The 16,760-nt window shown below is 71.9% G+C and carries 14 protein-coding genes; 1 reads left to right on the top strand and 13 read right to left on the bottom strand.

From position 1 onward, the window contains the following. Positions 1 to 32 precede the first annotated feature (32 nt). The 4 genes from A6035_RS05055 to A6035_RS05040 form a co-directional block, all read right to left on the bottom strand. Complete coding sequence (locus A6035_RS05055) at positions 33 to 1,151, bottom strand: ferredoxin reductase (protein WP_007630253.1); 1,119 nt, start codon at positions 1,149 to 1,151, stop codon at positions 33 to 35. Positions 1,152 to 1,259: 108 nt separating this feature from the next. Then, complete coding sequence (locus tag A6035_RS05050; RefSeq protein WP_108846880.1) at positions 1,260 to 1,781, bottom strand: DUF6912 family protein; 522 nt, start codon at positions 1,779 to 1,781, stop codon at positions 1,260 to 1,262. 61 nt (positions 1,782 to 1,842) lie between these two features. Beyond that, entirely contained in the window at positions 1,843 to 3,240 is a 1,398-nt protein-coding gene (locus A6035_RS05045) for a wax ester/triacylglycerol synthase family O-acyltransferase (protein WP_108846879.1), read from the bottom strand. A 4-nt stretch (positions 3,241 to 3,244) separates the two neighbouring features. Beyond that, positions 3,245 to 3,655 carry an HAD family hydrolase gene (locus tag A6035_RS05040; RefSeq protein WP_108846878.1) on the bottom strand — a complete coding sequence of 137 codons (411 nt, stop codon included), beginning with the start codon at positions 3,653 to 3,655 and terminating at the stop codon, positions 3,245 to 3,247. A 129-nt stretch (positions 3,656 to 3,784) separates the two neighbouring features. Between A6035_RS05040 and A6035_RS05035 the strand changes: the two genes are divergently transcribed. Then, positions 3,785 to 4,345 (top strand): hypothetical protein, encoded by a 561-nt coding sequence (locus A6035_RS05035; RefSeq protein WP_244192540.1) that lies wholly within the window; start codon positions 3,785 to 3,787, stop codon positions 4,343 to 4,345. Between the two features lie 31 nt (positions 4,346 to 4,376). On the opposite strand, the gene secA is transcribed toward A6035_RS05035, so the two are convergent. From secA to manA, 9 genes are all read right to left on the bottom strand, one after another. Next, positions 4,377 to 7,154 (bottom strand): preprotein translocase subunit SecA, encoded by a 2,778-nt coding sequence (gene secA, locus A6035_RS05030; protein ID WP_108846877.1) that lies wholly within the window; start codon positions 7,152 to 7,154, stop codon positions 4,377 to 4,379. 165 nt (positions 7,155 to 7,319) lie between these two features. Continuing rightward, complete coding sequence (hpf, locus tag A6035_RS05025; protein ID WP_108846876.1) at positions 7,320 to 8,021, bottom strand: ribosome hibernation-promoting factor, HPF/YfiA family; 702 nt, start codon at positions 8,019 to 8,021, stop codon at positions 7,320 to 7,322. Between the two features lie 239 nt (positions 8,022 to 8,260). Continuing rightward, positions 8,261 to 9,049 carry a ComF family protein gene (locus tag A6035_RS05020; RefSeq protein ID WP_208635561.1) on the bottom strand — a complete coding sequence of 263 codons (789 nt, stop codon included), beginning with the start codon at positions 9,047 to 9,049 and terminating at the stop codon, positions 8,261 to 8,263. 4 nt (positions 9,050 to 9,053) lie between these two features. After that, positions 9,054 to 10,790 carry an LpqB family beta-propeller domain-containing protein gene (locus A6035_RS05015; protein ID WP_108846875.1) on the bottom strand — a complete coding sequence of 579 codons (1,737 nt, stop codon included), beginning with the start codon at positions 10,788 to 10,790 and terminating at the stop codon, positions 9,054 to 9,056. Continuing rightward, positions 10,787 to 12,514 carry an MtrAB system histidine kinase MtrB gene (gene mtrB, locus A6035_RS05010; protein WP_108846874.1) on the bottom strand — a complete coding sequence of 576 codons (1,728 nt, stop codon included), beginning with the start codon at positions 12,512 to 12,514 and terminating at the stop codon, positions 10,787 to 10,789. Before mtrB ends, A6035_RS05015 begins: the two co-directional genes overlap by 4 nt. After that, complete coding sequence (gene mtrA / locus A6035_RS05005) at positions 12,511 to 13,191, bottom strand: MtrAB system response regulator MtrA (protein ID WP_061228099.1); 681 nt, start codon at positions 13,189 to 13,191, stop codon at positions 12,511 to 12,513. The genes mtrB and mtrA overlap by 4 nt, the downstream gene beginning before the upstream one ends. Before the next feature lie 91 nt (positions 13,192 to 13,282). Continuing rightward, complete coding sequence (locus A6035_RS05000) at positions 13,283 to 13,981, bottom strand: dTMP kinase (protein WP_108846873.1); 699 nt, start codon at positions 13,979 to 13,981, stop codon at positions 13,283 to 13,285. Positions 13,982 to 13,992: 11 nt separating this feature from the next. Beyond that, a complete protein-coding gene (gene ahcY, locus A6035_RS04995) occupies positions 13,993 to 15,459 on the bottom strand; it encodes an adenosylhomocysteinase (protein ID WP_108846872.1) in 1,467 nt (488 codons plus the stop codon). An 81-nt stretch (positions 15,460 to 15,540) separates the two neighbouring features. Further along, positions 15,541 to 16,758, bottom strand: a complete 1,218-nt coding sequence (gene manA / locus A6035_RS04990) for a mannose-6-phosphate isomerase, class I (protein WP_108846871.1) — start codon at positions 16,756 to 16,758, stop codon at positions 15,541 to 15,543. Positions 16,759 to 16,760 lie beyond the last annotated feature (2 nt).

Raw genomic sequence — 16,760 nt, 5'->3', positions numbered from 1 at the left:
GCCCGCGGGCCAGCGCCGGGCGCCGCGCGGTGTCAGAGCTTGAGCTCGACGTCCCCCAGCGCCACCGACACGCACGTCTGGATCCGCTCGCCCGGGCCGTGATCGGTGCCGTTGCGCAGGTCCCGCACGTGCCCCTCGTCCAGGCCCACGACGCAGGTCTGGCAGATGCCCATGCGACACCCGAACGGCATCTGCACGCCGACGCTCTCCCCGCCCTCGAGGATCGTCGTGGCCCCGTCGAGTTCGACGGTCTTGCCGGTGGAGCCGTACTTGACCGTCCCGCCCGACGCACCGGCGTTGCGGTCCACGGTGAACCGCTCGACGTGCAGGTCGTCGCGGCCCGAGGCCTCGAAGTGCTCGGTCAGCTCGTCGAGCATCGCCGACGGACCGCACGCCCACGTGGGCCGCTCGGACCAGTCCGGCACCAGCGCGGCCATCTGCTCGGCGTTGATGCGACCCTCCTCGCTGGTCACCCGCAGGTGCAGGGTGTACCCCGGCTGGGTGCGCTCCAACGCGAGCAGCTCGTCGTGGAACAGCGCGTCCTCACGGTCGCGGATGGAATGGACGTGGACCACGTCGGGGAACCGCTCGTCGGCCGAGCGCCGGTCCAGCGACCGCAGCATGCCCATCACGGGGGTGATCCCCGACCCGGCGGTGACGAACATCAGCTTGTCCGGCGTCGGGGAGGGCAGGTGGAAGTCACCGGCCGGGGCCTGCAGCCGGACGATGGTGCCCGGCTCGACGGTGCCGACGATGTGGTTGCTCAGCAGGCCCTCCGGCATGGCCTTGACGGTCACCGAGTACTCGCCACGACCGCTCGTGGGCGCCGAGGTCAGCGAGTACGACCGCCACGTCCAGCGGCCGTTGAGCAGCACGCCGATCCCCAGGTACTGACCCGGGCGGTACTCCGGGGTGGCGCCCCAGCCCGGCTTGATGACGAGCGTCACCGCGTCGTCGGCCTCGCGGCGCACGGAGACGATCTCGCCGCGCAGCTCCCGCGCGGACCACAGCGGGTAGATGAGCGACGAATAGTCGTCCATGCGCAGCGGGTGGGTCAGGCGGTTGAGGAACCGACGCGCGCCCCGGGGTTCGGGGACCCGCGCGGCCGCCGCCCGCATGATGCGACTGAGCCCGCTCTTCGACTCGGACATTGGTGCCTCCTCGCGTCCGGCCACCCGCGGCCCGGGGATCGGACCGACGCTGCCGAAAGATGAACCTACGGTAGCGTAGGTAAGCCGCCGACGCCCATACCGTCGCCCTCAGAGAAGGGTGAGCAGGAACGGTAGTTCCACGGCGTCGTACCACGCCAGATCCACGTCGAGGGCGTCGCCCACGGTGAGCTCCGCGTCCTCGTCCCCGAGATCGGCCCGATCGACCGCCTCGACGGCGTCACGCACCAGGTCGACCGCTCCCGCGAGGTCCACGTGCACGGCCGCGATGTCGGCCATCGCGACCGTCCCGCCGGCCAGGCGCACGACGGCGGTGTCGAGATCCGGGCGCGGGGTGAGTTGCTCGTCCGGCACGTCCGCGCTCACCACGACACGGCGGTACGGGTGGGCCTCGTGTGCGGCGCCCGAATCGAGCTCGCCTCCGAGCAGGCGGAGCGAGGCGCGGGCGGCCTCGAGGAACGCCACGTGCTCGATCTCCTCCATGTCGCCCTCCGCGTACGACTCGATCAGGGCGGGGGTCGCCGCGAACGCGGTCCCGCTCCGCACGGGCATCTCGCCCGCGTCCAGCAGGGTCTCGAGCATCGTCAGCGTGGCGGGGATGAACAGTCGCATCGGTGGGCCTTCCTGGGGCGGGTGACGGTTACGGGGGCACCGGTGGATCGGCCGGCAGGGGTCAGCCGGCGGAACCGGCGAGCTCGTCCAGGGCCGACGCGATCAGCTCGCCGATCTCCTCGACGTCCGGGACGGCCTGGCGGTCGGAGGTGAAGCCGCAGTACACGGTGCCGGAGTAACTGCTCATGGACACGGCCAGCGCCTGGCCCTCGAGCAGCGCCGGGACGGGGTAGACCTCGACCAGCTCGCCGTCGCCCCAGAACACCTTGCGCTGCGGACCGGGGGCGTTGGTCACGACCAGGTCGTAGCTCTCCGACGGCAACATGATCGCCGCCCGGGAGGCCAGCGCGTGCAGGGTGGGCGGGGCGAACCCGGAGAGCCGGGCCAGGGACTTGGCGCCGACCGCCTCCCGCGGGTACCGCTGGGTCGCGGCCTCGCGGGCGATCTGCGCCAACCGCATCCGGGGGTTGGGCTCCCCCACCGGCATGCCGATGAGCGCCGAGGCGATCTCCGCGGACGTCACATCGCCGGGCGCCTCCGCGCCGTCGGCCTCGGCGGTCACGGCCATCGGCACGATCGCGCGCAGGCTGTCCGACGTGGCCAGCGGATGACCGCAGGACAGGATCCAGGACCGCAGGGCCCCGCACAGGACGGCGAGCACCACGTCGTTGACCTTGCAGGAGTGCGCCCGGGCGATGTCCCTCGCCTCGGACAACGGGAACGACGCGAGCCCGACCCTGCTGCCCCGGGGGCGCTCGGTGCGGAACATCTCCGACAGACCCCCGCCGGGACGCAGCACGGAGAGGGTGGCCGCCCCCACGAGGCCGCGTGTGGCCCGCTCCAGCGCGTTCGCCAGGCGCCCCGAACGCCGGACCAGCTCCAGCGGGTCGGTCGCGATGGTCATGAGCGCGTCCAGCACCAGCACCCCGTCGCCGGGCGACGGCACGGGCGTCCAGGTGGCGACCTCGTCGACGTCCGCCGAGACGCGCTCGTCGGTCATGAGCACCTGCGCCAGGTCGACGGCGTTGGGCCCGCCCAGCAGGACGTGGTGGGTCTTGGTGAGGATCGCCAACCGGCCGTCGGGCAGGCCCTCGATGAGGTACAGCTCCCACAGCGGACGGTCAGCCTCGAGGGGCCTGTCGACAAGCCTGGCCACCAGGTCGGCCAACTGCCGCGTCCCGCCCGGCGCGGGCAGCGCCGACCGACGGACGTGGAAGCTCAGGTCGAAGTCGGGGTCGTCGACCCAGACCGCCCTGGCCAGGCCGAACGGGACCTGCCGGATCCGCTGCCGGTAGCGGGGCGCGTCGGCCAGCCGCGTGTCGACGAACTCCATGACGCGGTCGATGTCCCACGGTTCGTCGCGGGCGACCAGTGCCAACGAACACGAGTGCCGGCTCCGGGAACGCGCGGCGTCCCCGAGGAGCAGGTCCGCGTCCGCGGTGGCCAGCCTGGTCGCCACGGCGTCAGACCGCCTCGTCCAACCCGAGCAGACCGCGGATCTCCACGGCCGCCCGATCGAACACCTGGTAGAACACGCCGATCATGCCGGTCTGCACCGCGCCGAGGATGTTCTCGATCGCGTCGTCGACCATCACGCACTCCCTCGGCTCGAGCTCGAGGCGGCGGGCGGCCTCGAGGAAGGCCTCCGGCTCCGGCTTCTCGACGCCGATCGCGCCGCTGAGCACCACGTGGTCGATCCCGTACTCACGGGCGTCCTCGCGGACGCGGTCGGCGCCCGGCCCCTCGGGTTCGTTGCTCAGCACGGCGAGGCGCACGTCGTTGGCCCTCGCACCGGTCAAGATCGACCGCCAGTTCTCACGGTCCTCGTCCGTGCCGTCCAGCACGCCGAAGTAGTCGACTATCAGTCCACGCATGGGGACAGCCTAGGCAACACCCGTCGGGCGTGCAGTAGGCGAGGTGGAACCACGGCCGCGATCCGCGGCGTCAAGAGGGTAGAGGACGCGAGACCACCTAAGGGTCGAGCGCGGGAGGAGCCCAGCCAGATGACACCGACACCCGTATCCGCACCGACGTCCGGTCGGCCGCCGCCCGCGGCCGTGATCGCCGCCGGGGGCGCCGCGGAGACGCGCACGGAGGACGGCCGGATCCGGCCCCTGCCGCCGACGGAACCCGAACCGGGCTCGCGGGAGCGCGAGCGCGTCGTCGACCGCTCCCCCAGGCCCGTACCCGCCTCGGACGACGAGGTACCCGTGCCGGCACGCCGGGCCGCCCACGCGCTCATCGTCATGGCGCTGGAGGTCGTGGATCGCCGGCGCGCGCCGCAGAACACCCGCGGGGCGTTCCCACCGCACCTCATGGAGATGCTGCGCTCACTCGCGCGCGTCGGCGTGCCCGGGCAGCACCTGGGTCCGGCGAGACTCCACCGCCTCCACATCCATGCCGCCGGCGCGGTGGCCACGGACGCGGGGCCGGACGAGGACTCCGGGCCGCGGGACTACGAGGTCTGCGCCACATACGCGCGCGGGCCGCGACTGTTCGCCGTCGCGGCCCGCATCCGGGTGACCTCCACGGGGGCCGGCTGTACGGCCCTGCGGTTGGTGTGAGCGCCCCGGCGCGGTGGCCGGGTGGGACCGATCAGTCCCGGCGACCGCGCGAGGCGGTCCGGGCGGCCCGCTCCCGGCGCTCGGCCCGCTGCTGACGCTCCTGCGAGCGGCGCTCGGCCCGGTTGGCGGTGGCGCCCTCGTCGACCAGCTGGGCGTCGCCGCTCTCCGACGGGCCCGAGAACTGCATCTGTTGCCCGCTCACGTCGCGGCCGGTGCCGGCCGCCTGGAGGATGGGGTTGGCACCCGCCAGCGACGCGGCCTGCGCGGCCGACGGGCCGGCCATCGCCGCCTGCTGCTGGTTGGCCTGCACCTTGACGTTGAACAGGAACGCCACGGTCTCCTCGCGCACGCCGTCCATCATCGCCGAGAACATGTCGTAGCCCTCGCGCTGGTACTCGACCAACGGGTCGCGCTGGGCCATGGCCCGCAGGCCGATGCCCTCCTTGAGGTAGTCCATCTCGTAGAGGTGCTCACGCCACTTGCGGTCGAGTACCTGCAGCATGACAGACCGCTCGAGCTGGCGCATCGCGCCCTCGCCGCCGATGTCCTCGATCTCGGACTCGCGCTCGTCGTACCGGGCGAAGACGTCGTCGAGGACGGCGTCCTTGAGGTTCTTGGCGGACAGGTCGCCGGGAGAGCCGTACTCGTCCCCGTCGATGATCTCCTGCGCGGTGATCGACACGGGGTAGAGCTGCCGCAGCGCGTCCCACAGCTTCTCCAGGTCCCAGTCCTCGACGTATCCCTCGGCGGTGGCGCCGTCGACGTAGGCGCTGACCACCTGGTAGATCATCGACTCGACCTGGTCGGTGATGTCCTCGCCCTCGAGGATGCGCTTGCGCTCGCGGTAGATGACCGTGCGCTGCTGGTTCATCACCTCGTCGTACTTGAGCACGTCCTTGCGGATCTCGAAGTTCTGCGATTCGACCTGCGTCTGGGCGTTCTTCACCGCCCGCGAGACCATGCCGGCCTCGATGGGCACGTCGTCGGGCAGGCTCAGCCTGTTCATGATCGCCTCGACGGCGGCGCCGTTGAAGCGCCTCATGAGCTCGTCACCCAGCGACAGGTAGAAGCGGGACTCCCCCGGATCGCCCTGGCGCCCCGAGCGGCCACGCAGCTGGTTGTCGATGCGGCGCGAGTCGTGCCGCTCGGTACCCAGCACGTAGAGGCCTCCGGCCTCGCGGACCCGCTCGGCCTCCTCCTTCGTTAGCGTGCGCATCCGCTCGATCTCGGCGTCCCACGCGGCCTCGTACTCCTCCGGGGTGGTGACCGGGTCGAGGCCGCGCTCGCGGAGGTTGAGGTCGGCGATGATGTCGGGGTTGCCGCCCAGCACGATGTCGGTACCGCGGCCGGCCATGTTGGTGGCGACCGTGACCGCGCCGGGCCGGCCGGCCTGGGCGATGATCTGCGCCTCCTGGGCGTGGAACTTGGCGTTGAGGACGTGGTGCTTGATGCCCTTGCGCGTGAGCAGCCGGGACAGGTGCTCACTGCGCTCGACGGAGGCGGTGCCCACGAGCACCGGCTGCTTCTTCTCGACCCGCTCGGCGATGTCCTCCACCACGGCGGCGAACTTGGCCTCCTCGGTCTTGTAGATGAGGTCGGGCTGGTCCGCGCGGGCCATGGGGCGGTTGGTCGGGATGGGCATGACCTCGAGCTTGTAGATCTGGTACAGCTCGGCCGCCTCGGTCTCGGCGGTGCCGGTCATGCCGGCCAGCTTCTCGTAGAGCCGGAAGTAGTTCTGGAGCGTGATGGTGGCCAGCGTCTGGTTCTCGGCCTTGATCTCCACGCGCTCCTTGGCCTCGATGGCCTGGTGCATGCCCTCGTTGTAGCGGCGACCGTCGAGGACGCGCCCGGTGAACTCGTCGACGATGATGACGTCGCCGTCGCGGACGATGTAGTCCTTGTCCTTGGTGAACAGCTCCTTGGCCTTGATGGAGTTGTTCAGGTAGCTCACCAGCGGCGAGTTGGCGGCCTCGTAGAGGTTGTCGATCCCCAGCTGGTCCTCGACGAACTCCACGCCCTGCTCGGTGACGCCGATGGTCCGCTTCTTGCGGTCCACCTCGTAGTGGGTGCCCTCCTCCAGCAGCGGAGCGATGCGCGCGAACTCGGCGTACCACTTGCTGGAACCGTCGGCGGGCCCGGAGATGATGAGCGGCGTCCGCGCCTCGTCGATGAGGATGGAGTCGACCTCGTCGACGATCGCGTAGTTGTGTCCGCGCTGGACGAGCTGGGCGGTGTCGTGCGCCATGTTGTCGCGCAGGTAGTCGAACCCGAACTCGTTGTTCGTGCCGTAGGTGATGTCGGCGTGGTAGGCCTCGCGCCGCTGGTCGGGCGTCATGCCGCTGAGGATGGCGCCCACGGACAGGCCCAGGAAGCGGTGGACGCGGCCCATCCACTCGGCGTCACGCTTGGCGAGGTAGTCGTTGACCGTCACGACGTGCACACCCTTGTCGGACAGGGCGTTGAGGTAGGCGGGCAGCACACAGGTCAGGGTCTTGCCCTCGCCGGTCTTCATCTCGGCGACGGACCCGGTGTGGAGCACGATGGCGCCGATGATCTGCACCTTGTACGGCTTCTGCCCGAGGACGCGGTACGCGGCCTCGCGCGCCACGGCGAACGCCTCGGGCAGCAGGTCGTCCAGCGTCTCCCCCTCGGCCACCCGACGCCTGAACTCCCCGGTCTTCGCCCGGAGCTCGTCGTCGGTCAGCTTCTCCGTGTCGGCGGAGAGCGAGTCCACGTAGTCGGCGAGAGCGGTGTACTTCTTGAGCTTTCGCCCCTCGCCGGCCCGGAGCAGCTTGGAAAGAATGGACACAGTCTCGAACGTCCTCGTGGTCGGGGAAGTGGTCGTGGTATCTGCGACCTGCGTGGTGGCACGCGGGCCCGGGTTCATCCTAGGTGCTGCGGGCCGTCCTGACACGCCGAGGGCGGTCCGGTCGAGTGGGACCGGACCGCCCTCGGCGGGTGCGGGAGGAGGCCGTCAGCCCTCGTCGCTCAGGGTGATGAGCCCGTAGTCGTACGCGTGCCGGCGGTAGACGACGGTGGCGCGTCCGGTCTCCGCGTCGCGGAAGAGATAGAAGTCGTGACCCACGAGTTCCATCTTCTCGAGCGCCTCGTCGACCGACATCGGGGTGCCGTCGTGCTCCTTGCGCCGCACGATCTGCCCGGGCATCGAGGCGTCGAGCCCGTCGTCGTACTCCGCGCCGTCGAGCTGCTGGTCGAGCGCGTCGACCGGGGCGGCGTCGGCGGCCAGCTCGGCCGTCGCCTCGGCGACCGACTGCGGGCGGCGGTGCCCCGAGTGGCTGATCTTGCGACGGGTGCGGGCCTTGCGCATCTGCCGCTCGAGCTTGGCCACGGCCGACTCGAGGGCCGCGTAGAAGGTGTCGTCGGCCGCCTCGGCCCGGGCCACTCCCGGCTTGCCCTTGACCGTGATCTCCACGCGCTGGCTCACCTTGGCCAGCCTCGGGTTGTTCTCGTGCAGCAGGATCACGTCGAACCGCTGGATCAACGGCGCCATCTTCTCGACCTTCGCGAGCTTGGTGTTGATGCGGCTCGCGAAGTGGTCGGGGACCTCGACGTTCCGGCCGCGGATGGTGACCTGGGCCTCGGGAGTGCCGGGATCGTCGGTATCGGGACCGTCGAAGGTGGCGGGGTCGAGCAGGACTGCGGGGGTCTTCGCCATCGAAGCTCCTCCTCATCGGGCCTGCGGCGGACCGCTGCGACCGACCCGGTAACCGCCCGGAATCCCGGCCGAAGGGCCCACCCACATGGCTGAGTGGACACTCTGCGGACACGGCCCACCGGAGCCGACAGGCGGCGAACGTGCTGGTGAACCCGTCCAAGGCCCACCCTACCCGCTCCCGCTGACGCCGCACCCGAGACCGCGAACCCCACCCCGGCCCGGCCCGCGTCGGGTCCCGTTCAGGCGGCGGTGACGGCCAGAACACCGGTCACCGGCAGGCCTCCCGCCACGAGGACCGCCGCGCACTCGGCGGCCGTGGCTCCGGTGGTCACCACGTCGTCGACGAGCAGGACCGTGGCGGGGGTCGCCAGCAGTGCGGCCACCGTGTCCGGCGCCCCGGGGGAGGCGCGCAGCACCGTCCCGGCGGGGCGCCGGCGGATGCGCCCGGAGAGGTTGTCGGCGCGGGCCCGCGCACCGAGGCCGGAGGCGTCACGGACCCGCCCGCGGACCTCGAGCAGCGGCGCCACGACCACCGGGCCGGTCGGCACCGATCCGGCGAGGTCGGCGGCCAGGACGTCCACGATGTCGCGGACGTGGTCGAACCCGCGCCGGCGGCGGGCCCGCGCCGACGCCGGGGCCGGCACGAGAACCGTGGGCCGCTCCCCCGCCTCGGCGATCTCCCCCTCCGCGCGCAGGCGGTCGACCGCCGCGGCGAGGGCGGTGCCGAACGGGCGGGCGAGGTCGGATCTGCCACGGTCCTTGTAGGCGGACACGGCGCGGGCGGGCGGGCCGGTGTGCCGGGCCACCGCCCAGGCGGGGACGCGGAGGTCGGCGCGGGTCCGCACGACGAGCGGCGGGCCGGCCAGGGTCGCGGCGCACGCCGGGCACCACCGGTGGCGGGCCAGTCCGCAGCCGGCGCACTCGAGCGGCACGACGAGGTCGGCGAGGGCGGCGGCCCAGGTGTCGGAGCCGCGCCGCCGACGCGCGACGCGTCCGGGGGGCGACGCGCCCTCGTCCCCGGCGGTCACCGGGTCAGCCCGCGACCACCGGGTCGGCGCGGATCGCGGCCAGTCCGGGGATCTCGCGCCAGTACCGGTCGCCGGTCTGGGCGCCGGTGTCGAGGCGCAGCAGGGAGCGCCGGTCCACCACGTAGATGTCGCGTCCGGCCGCCGCGACGGCGGTCACCGGCCCGGAGATGTTGCGCTGGGACAGCGGCTCCGCGATGGCCCCGTCGACGGAGACGGTCGCGACGGGCGCCTCGGTGGTGTCGCGACCCACGACGATCGTCGAGCGGTCCCGCCACGCCACGGCCGTGGCGGTCTCCCCGAGTGCGCGCCCGACCTGCCGGAACGTGCCGGCGAGCGGCTGCCCGGTCTCGGCGGACAGCGCGCCGATGAACACCTTGCCGTCGGCGACCACGGCCATCTGGGCACCGGACTGGTCGATGCGCAGGGCGGTGACCTCGCCGCCGAGGGACCGGATGGGGCCGGCCTCCATCTCCTGGACGTCGGGGCCGCCGCGCCCCATCCCGATGCGGACGAGGCGCGTGTCGTCGACCATCACCCACGCCCGGCCGTCGACCGGGTTGAACGTGGGGCCGGCGACGCTCCGCGCGGTGAGGATCTCGGTGGGCTCGCCGTCGATCGCGCCCACGAGGAGTCGGTTGGTCCCCGCGTCCTCGTCGCCGACGACCATCGCGAGGACGCGTCCGTCGTAGGAGACGGAGGCGCTGCTGCCCCCGCGCACCTCGGACCACGGCCCGCCGGCCGGGCGGGCGCCGCCCGGTTCGAGTCGGACGAGCCCGTCCGCCGCGGTGAGGGCGTAGCGCATGGGCTCGGCGGGCGGGTAGGGGTCGAAGTCGCGGACGTCCTCGGTGGTCCAGCCGTTCGCGTACCGCTCGTCGAGGGGCGCGCCGTCGCGTTCGAGGCGGTAGGGCCCGGGGACGTCGGCGCGCGCGAGGGTCCACACGACCTGCGCGGCGAACTGGGTGGTGGCCTGGCTGCTCAGCACCGGCAGCCCCGCGAAGTCGATGGTGGTGCCGGGGACGTCGGCTCCGTCGTCCTCGCCGGGGCGGACGGAGACGGAGGCGGGGACCCGGGACAGGACGGAGTCGGTGAGGCCGGGGCGCGGGCCGGTGGCGAGGAGATTGACGAGGGAGTACTCGAGGTCGGTGCGATCGGCGGCCGTCCACCGGGGGTCCGGGACGAGGGTGTCGCCGGAGCCGGAGAGGAAGAACAGGTCGCGCTGGGCGTAGGTGGAGAAGAACTCGGCCTTCTCGATCACCACACCCGGGGGCAGTTCGTCGATCCGCCACTGTCCGTCGGTGCGGGTGAGCCCGATGGTGACCTCGAGCTGGCCGACGTCCTCGCGGAAGATGCCGCCGGGGTCCAGGGTGCCGACCTTCTCCGCGCGCAGCGTGTACTCGGCTCGGTCGGCCGAGCGGCCGCCCTCGGCGCTGAGGTCGGCGCGCAGGACGATGATGGTCTCGGCCAGGTCGTCCCAGGTCTCCGCGGCCTCGTGGGTGAGGAACTGGCGCGCGGCGGCGTGCCGCTGGTCGGCGATGGCCGCCGCCTTGAGGAAGTCCCGGACCAGGAGGTCCGGTTCCTGGTCGGGCACGGGGGTGGGGACCGCCAGGTCGTTGCCCTCCGGCGCGAACGTGTCGATGACCTGGGGCGACGACGACGAGGGCAGCGTGGCGCAGCCGGTGGTGGTCAGCCCGGTGGCGCAGGCCAGTGTCACGGCGACCGTCAGGAGCCGGGGCCGGGTCATGGTGTGTCCTCCCCGGTTCCGGGGACCCGCTCGAGCGGTGTCGGCGAGCCGGTGGTCACGAGGCGCGCCTCGTCCTCGGGCGTCAGGGGCAGCGGGCTCGAGGTGAGCGTGCCGCCGCGGCGGCGTGGGATGGTGAGCCGGAAGCACGATCCCTCGCCGGGGCTGCCCCAGCAGTCCAGGCGGCCGCCGTGCAGTTTGGCGTCCTCGAGGGCGATCGCCAGCCCGAGGCCGGTGCCGCCGGAGCGGCGTACCCGGGAGGGGTCGGCGCGCCAGAACCGGTTGAACACGCGTGTCTCCTCGCCGGGTTTGAGCCCGACGCCGTAGTCGCGGACGGAGACGGCGAGGGCGGCGTCGGAGCCGCGGAGGGTGACGCGCACGGGCTTGGACTCGCAGTGGTCCAGCGCGTTGGCCACCAGGTTGCGGAGAATCCGCTCGACGCGCCTGGAGTCGACCTCGGCCATGACCGGTTCGTCGGGCATGTCGACCTCGACCTCGACGCCGGCGGCCTCGGCGATGTGGGCGACGGTGCCGACCGCGTCCCGGACGGCGTTGCGCACGTCCAGCTCGGCCGTCGACAGCTCGGCCATACCGGCGTCGTGGCGCGAGACCTCGAGCAGGTCGGTGAGCAGGCTCTCGAAGCGGTCGAGTTCGGACTCGAGCAGCTCCACGGCGCGCTTGGTGGGGGCGTCCAGGTCCTCGGCCGAGTCCGAGATGATGTCGGCGGCCATCCGCACGGTGGTCAGGGGCGTGCGCAGCTCGTGGGAGACGTCGGAGGTGAACCGCTTCTGCAGGTCGCCGAACTCCTCGAGCTGGGTGATCTGGTCGGACAGGCTCTGGGCCATGTCGTTGAACGCCATGGCCAGGCGCGCGACGTCGTCCTCGCCGCGGATGACCATCCGCTCCTTGAGGTGGCCGTTGGCGAAGCGCTGGGCGATCGAGGCCGCCTGCCGGACGGGCAGCACCACCTGCCGGGCGACGATCCACGCGATCGCCGCGGACAGCACGATGATCGCCAGGCCGGCGGTGGCGACGATCCCCCGCATGATGCCGAGAGTCTGTTCCTCGGCGATGAGCGGGTACACGAGGTAGAGCTCGAGCCCGGGGATGGACGAGTCGGTCGGCGTGCCCAGCATGAGCGCCTTGGCCTGCTCGCCGCGGAAGTCGACGGTGACGTACTGGTAGGCGATGCGTCCCCGTTGGACGAGGGACTGCAGTTCGGGCGGTACCTCCGCCTCGGCGGGACTGACCACCTGGCCGCGGCCGGTTTGGTCGGGGACGACGAGGATGGGGTCGAACGTGCCGGCGTGGACGGAGTCGCCGCCGGAGGCGACGCCGCGGTCGCTGATGGCGCTGCGCGCCTGGTCGAGCCGCGACTGTTCGCTAGTGCCCTCGTCGGTCGCGGCGATCTGCGCCTCGACCGTGAGGCGGAGTCGGCCGGCCTGCTCCATGGCCGCGTCGAGTTTGGTCGACAGCAGCTGGGCGGCCATCTGGCTCTGCAGCATGAACGCGATCGTGAGGATCACGCCCATCGACAGCGCGAGGGTCGAGGTGACGACCCGCAGCTGCAGGGAGCGCCGCCACATGCGCGCGATCCGCATGCCCAGCGCGGCGGGGTCCAGGGAGGACAGTCGTTCGCGCAGGCTCGGGTGCGCGTCGCCGGCGTCCCGGGTGTCGCGCTCGTCCCCGGTGGACGCCGCCGCGTCGTCGGGACGAGCGGTCGTCACGAGACCGGGCCCGCCTTGTAGCCGACGCCACGGACGGTGAGGACGACCTCGGGGTTCTCCGGGTCCTTCTCGATCTTCGCGCGCAGGCGCTGGACATGGACGTTGACCAGCCGGGTGTCGGCCGAGTGGCGGTAGCCCCACACGTGCTCGAGCAGGACCTCACGGGTGAACACCTGACGGGGCTTGCGGGCCAGTTCCACGAGGAGGTCGAACTCGAGCGGGGTCAGGGGGATCGGCGTGCCGTCGCGGGTGACCGTGTGCGCGGGCACGTCGATGGTGACGTCCCCGATGTGCAGGACCTCGCTCGGCTCGTCCTCGCCCCGGCGCAGGCGGGCGCGGATGCGGGCGACGAGCTCCTTGGGCTTGAACGGCTTCATGATGTAGTCGTCCGCACCGGACTCCAGACCCAGGACCACGTCGACGGTGTCGGTCTTGGCGGTGAGCATGACGATCGGCACCCGCGACTCGGCGCGGATCTCCCGGCAGACGTCGATCCCGCTCTTGCCGGGCAGCATGAGATCCAGCAGGACCAGGTCGGGCTGGACGGCCCGGAAGGTCTCGATGGCCTGTACACCGTCGCCGACGATCTCGGTCTCGAACCCCTCGCCCCGCAGGACGATGGTGAGCATCTCTGCCAGCGCGGCGTCGTCGTCGACGACGAGGATCTTGGGGGTCATGGTCACCACTTGTGTCGGCGTGTCGGGTCGGCATCGTCAGTCGCACGACCGTCGGCACGCACCGCGGGTCGTGTTCCTGCCGCTTCAGACATTACCCGGCCACCCCGCGCGACCGCGGGTGCGGCGCGGGGTCCGGGGTGGGGTCGACGACGAGGTCGGCCAGCTCCGGGACCGCGGGGTCCGTCCCGAGGACGCGCCAGGGCGACCGCCACGCGGCCGCGGCGAGTCGGCGGTAGACCTCACCGGTCGCCGCCTGGAGGTCCGCGTCGCGTTCGTAGCGGTCCCGGGCGCGGCCCGGGTCGGCGGCCTCGCGGAAGCCGGCCCGCTCGGCGGCCACCTCGACGGGGGTGTCGAGCAGCAGCTGCAGATGCGGGACCGGCAGCCCGAGCCGGTCGAACTCGAGCGCGCCGATCCACTCGATGACCTCGGCCTCCCGGTCCGGCCCGAGCCGGGCGGCGGTGTACGCGGCGTTGGAGGCCACGTACCGGTCGAGTAGCACGACGTCGTGGGCGGCGGCGAGACCGGTGAGGGCGTCGAGCGCGGCGTGTCGGTCCAGCGCGAACAGCAACGCCATTGCGTGGGGTGAGTCCGCCGCCCCGGCCTGGCCGCCGTGCAGGGCGTCGGCGGCCAGGTCGGCGTGCAGGGTGCCGTAGCGCGGAAAGGCCAGCCGGCCGACCGAGAGTCCCCGGGCGTCGAGCTCGGCGACGAGGCGGGTCGTCAGGGTGTTCTTCCCCGCGCCGTCGAGTCCCTCGACGACCACCAGCCGTGCACCCGTCGGCCCCGCACTCATCGGCTGTGCGCTCAGTAGCGGTAGTGGTCGGGCTTGAAGGGGCCCTCGACGTCCACGCCTATGTACTCGGCCTGATCCTTGGCGAGCCGGGTAAGGGTGCCGCCGAGCGCCTCGACGTGCAGGCGTGCGACCTTCTCGTCGAGGACCTTGGGCAGCAGGTGCACCCCGATCGGGTACTGGTCGGCCTTGGTGAACAGCTCGATCTGCGCGATCACCTGGTCGGAGAAGCTGTTGGACATCACGAACGACGGGTGCCCGGTGGCGTTGCCCAGGTTGAGCAGGCGCCCTTCCGAGAGCACGATGATCGAGCGACCGTCGTCGTCGAAGACGAACTCGTCGACCTGCGGCTTGATGTTGATGCGGGTGACGCCCTCGGCGGACTCGAGCCCGGCCATGTCGATCTCGTTGTCGAAGTGGCCGATGTTGCCCAGGATGGCCTTGTTCTTCATCTTCGTCATGTGCTCGAAGGTGATGATGTCCTTGTTGCCCGTGGCGGTGATGACGATGTCGGCATCGGCGATCGCCTGGTCCACGGTGACCACGTCGAACCCGTCCATCATCGCCTGCAGCGCGTTGATCGGGTCGATCTCGGTGACCTGCACGCGCGCGCCCTGACCGGCCAGCGCCTCCGCACAGCCCTTACCGACGTCGCCGTAGCCGCACACCAGGGCCTTCTTGCCGCCGATCAGGGCGTCGGTGCCGCGGTTGATGCCATCCAGCAGCGAGTGACGGGTGCCGTACTTGTTGTCGAACTTGCTCTTGGTGACCGCGTCGTTGACGTTCATCGCCGGGAACGGCAGCACGCCCTCGGCGTGGAAGTGGTACAGCCGGTGCACGCCGGTGGTGGTCTCCTCGGTCACGCCCTTCACCGACTCGGCGATGGCCGTGTACTTACCCGGGTTCGCGGGAACCGACTCGCGCAGCAGTGCGTGGAAGACCTTCTCTTCGGCCGACCACGCCGCGTCATCGGACGGCACGGCGCCGGCCTGCTCGAACTCCTTGCCCTTGATCACGAGCATCGTGGCGTCGCCGCCGTCGTCGAGGATCATGTTCGGCTCGGCGCCCTGCCACGTCATGATCTGCTCGGTGCACCACCAGTACTCGCTCAGGGTCTCGCCCTTCCACGCGAACACCGGCACACCCTGCGGGGCCTCCGGGGTGCCCTCGGGCCCCACCACCACGGCGGCGGCGGCCTCGTCCTGGGTGGAGAAGATGTTGCACGAGGCCCACCGGACCTCCGCACCCAGCGCCGTCAGCGTCTCGATCAGCACCGCGGTCTGCACCGTCATGTGGATCGATCCGGCGATCCGGGCACCGGCCAGGGGCTGCTCGTCCGCGTACTCCTCACGCAACGCCATCAGGCCGGGCATCTCGTGCTCGGCCAGACGGATCTGCTTGCGCCCCGCCTCCGCCAGCGACAGATCCGCCACCTTGAACTCGACACCGTTGACGGACTGAACCTGCAGATCAGGGGACATGTTCTTCGACCAGCTCCTCGTTGACTCTCGAAAGATCTCCGCCCCACACTAGCGGCAGGGCCTCTGTGCGCGTCGGTCCCGTCACCGGTCGCCGACGCGGGTGCGGAACACGGTCGCCCCGTCGAGACTGTGCAGGCACACCCGCGGCGCCGAGGCCGGCACCCACACCGCGCGCCCCGGCCGGAGCACCTCCCCCGCGCCGTCCTCGTCGACCCGCGCCTCACCAGAGGTGCACAGCAGGACCTCCGGCCCGTCGGGTCGCCAGGTCACGGGCCGGTCGGCGGGCAGGTCGATGCGCGACAGCGCGAAGTCCGGTTCGGGCGTGGGGTAGTCGAGCTCGCCGGGGATGCCGCGGTCGGCGGGGACCGCGTCGACGGTGGGGTCGGCGAGCGGGCCGAACTCCAGCACCCGCATCAGCTCGGGCACGTCGACGTGCTTGGGGGTCAGTCCGCCTCGCAGTACGTTGTCGGAGTTGGCCATGACCTCCACCCCGACACCGCGCAGATAGGCGTGCAGCTGCCCGGGTCCCAGGTACACGGCCTGGCCCGGCTGGAGGATCACCCGGTTGAGCAGCAGGACGCCCAGGACGCCGGGGTCCGTCGGATAGCGTTCGGCGAGCTCCGCGACCGTGGTGGCGACCGCGGACCACGGCCCGTCGACCCCGTTGACGGTCAGGTAGGACACGGCCCGGGTCACGAGGTCGGACACGACGTCGGCGAGCACGATGTGAGGCAGCGTGACGAACGTGGTGAACACCGCACGCAGGCCCTCGGCGTCGGGCTGCCCGGCGAGCATGTCCCGATAGGGCCGCAGCGAGTCCACGTCGAACGCGTCGAGCAGGGCGATCGTGCGCTCGACAGGGCGGAATCCCACCAGCGCGTGGAACTCGGTCAGGGCGACAAGGATCTCGGGTTTGTGGTTGGCGTCGCGATAGTTCCGGTCGGCCGCGTCGACGGCGATCCCCCGGGCGTCCTCCGCGGCGTAGCCCTCGCGCGCCTTCTCCGGCGACGGGTGCGCCTGCAGGGACAGCGCCTGCTCGGCCGAGAGCAGCTTCACGAGGAACGGCAGCCCCCCGCCGTGCTCGGCCAGGACGCGGGCGCCCAGTTCCCTCTCGGGGTCGTCGGCGATGCGTGCGTCGAGCGCCCGCCCGTCAGCGCACAGGGAGGAACCCGAGTCGTGGGCACCGAACCAGTGCTCGGCCACGGGGTGGGGTGACGGCGAGGTCGTCCCGCACAGCTCGGGGAGGGCGGTCCGGGAGCCCCAGGCGTAGGCCTGGACCACCGGTTCTAGTGCGACCACGG

The organism is Dietzia lutea (assembly GCF_003096075.1).
GTDB lineage: Bacteria > Actinomycetota > Actinomycetes > Mycobacteriales > Mycobacteriaceae > Dietzia > Dietzia lutea.
The sequence above is the reverse complement of the archived record's forward strand: the minus strand, read 5'-3'. Positions and strand labels throughout refer to the sequence as shown.

Excerpts from the sequence above, each read along its gene's own strand:
- A6035_RS05055 (WP_007630253.1), bottom strand. The coding sequence starts at position 1,151 with ATGTCCGAGTCGAAGAGCGGGCTCAGTCGCATCATGCGGGCGGCGGCC.
- A6035_RS05050 (WP_108846880.1), bottom strand. The coding sequence starts at position 1,781 with ATGCGACTGTTCATCCCCGCCACGCTGACGATGCTCGAGACCCTGCTG.
- A6035_RS05040 (WP_108846878.1), bottom strand. The coding sequence starts at position 3,655 with ATGCGTGGACTGATAGTCGACTACTTCGGCGTGCTGGACGGCACGGAC.
- A6035_RS05035 (WP_244192540.1), top strand. The coding sequence starts at position 3,785 with ATGACACCGACACCCGTATCCGCACCGACGTCCGGTCGGCCGCCGCCC.
- hpf (WP_108846876.1), bottom strand. The coding sequence starts at position 8,021 with ATGGCGAAGACCCCCGCAGTCCTGCTCGACCCCGCCACCTTCGACGGT.
- A6035_RS05015 (WP_108846875.1), bottom strand. The coding sequence starts at position 10,790 with ATGACCCGGCCCCGGCTCCTGACGGTCGCCGTGACACTGGCCTGCGCC.
- mtrA (WP_061228099.1), bottom strand. The coding sequence starts at position 13,191 with ATGACCCCCAAGATCCTCGTCGTCGACGACGACGCCGCGCTGGCAGAG.
- A6035_RS05000 (WP_108846873.1), bottom strand. The coding sequence starts at position 13,981 with ATGAGTGCGGGGCCGACGGGTGCACGGCTGGTGGTCGTCGAGGGACTC.
- ahcY (WP_108846872.1), bottom strand. The coding sequence starts at position 15,459 with ATGTCCCCTGATCTGCAGGTTCAGTCCGTCAACGGTGTCGAGTTCAAG.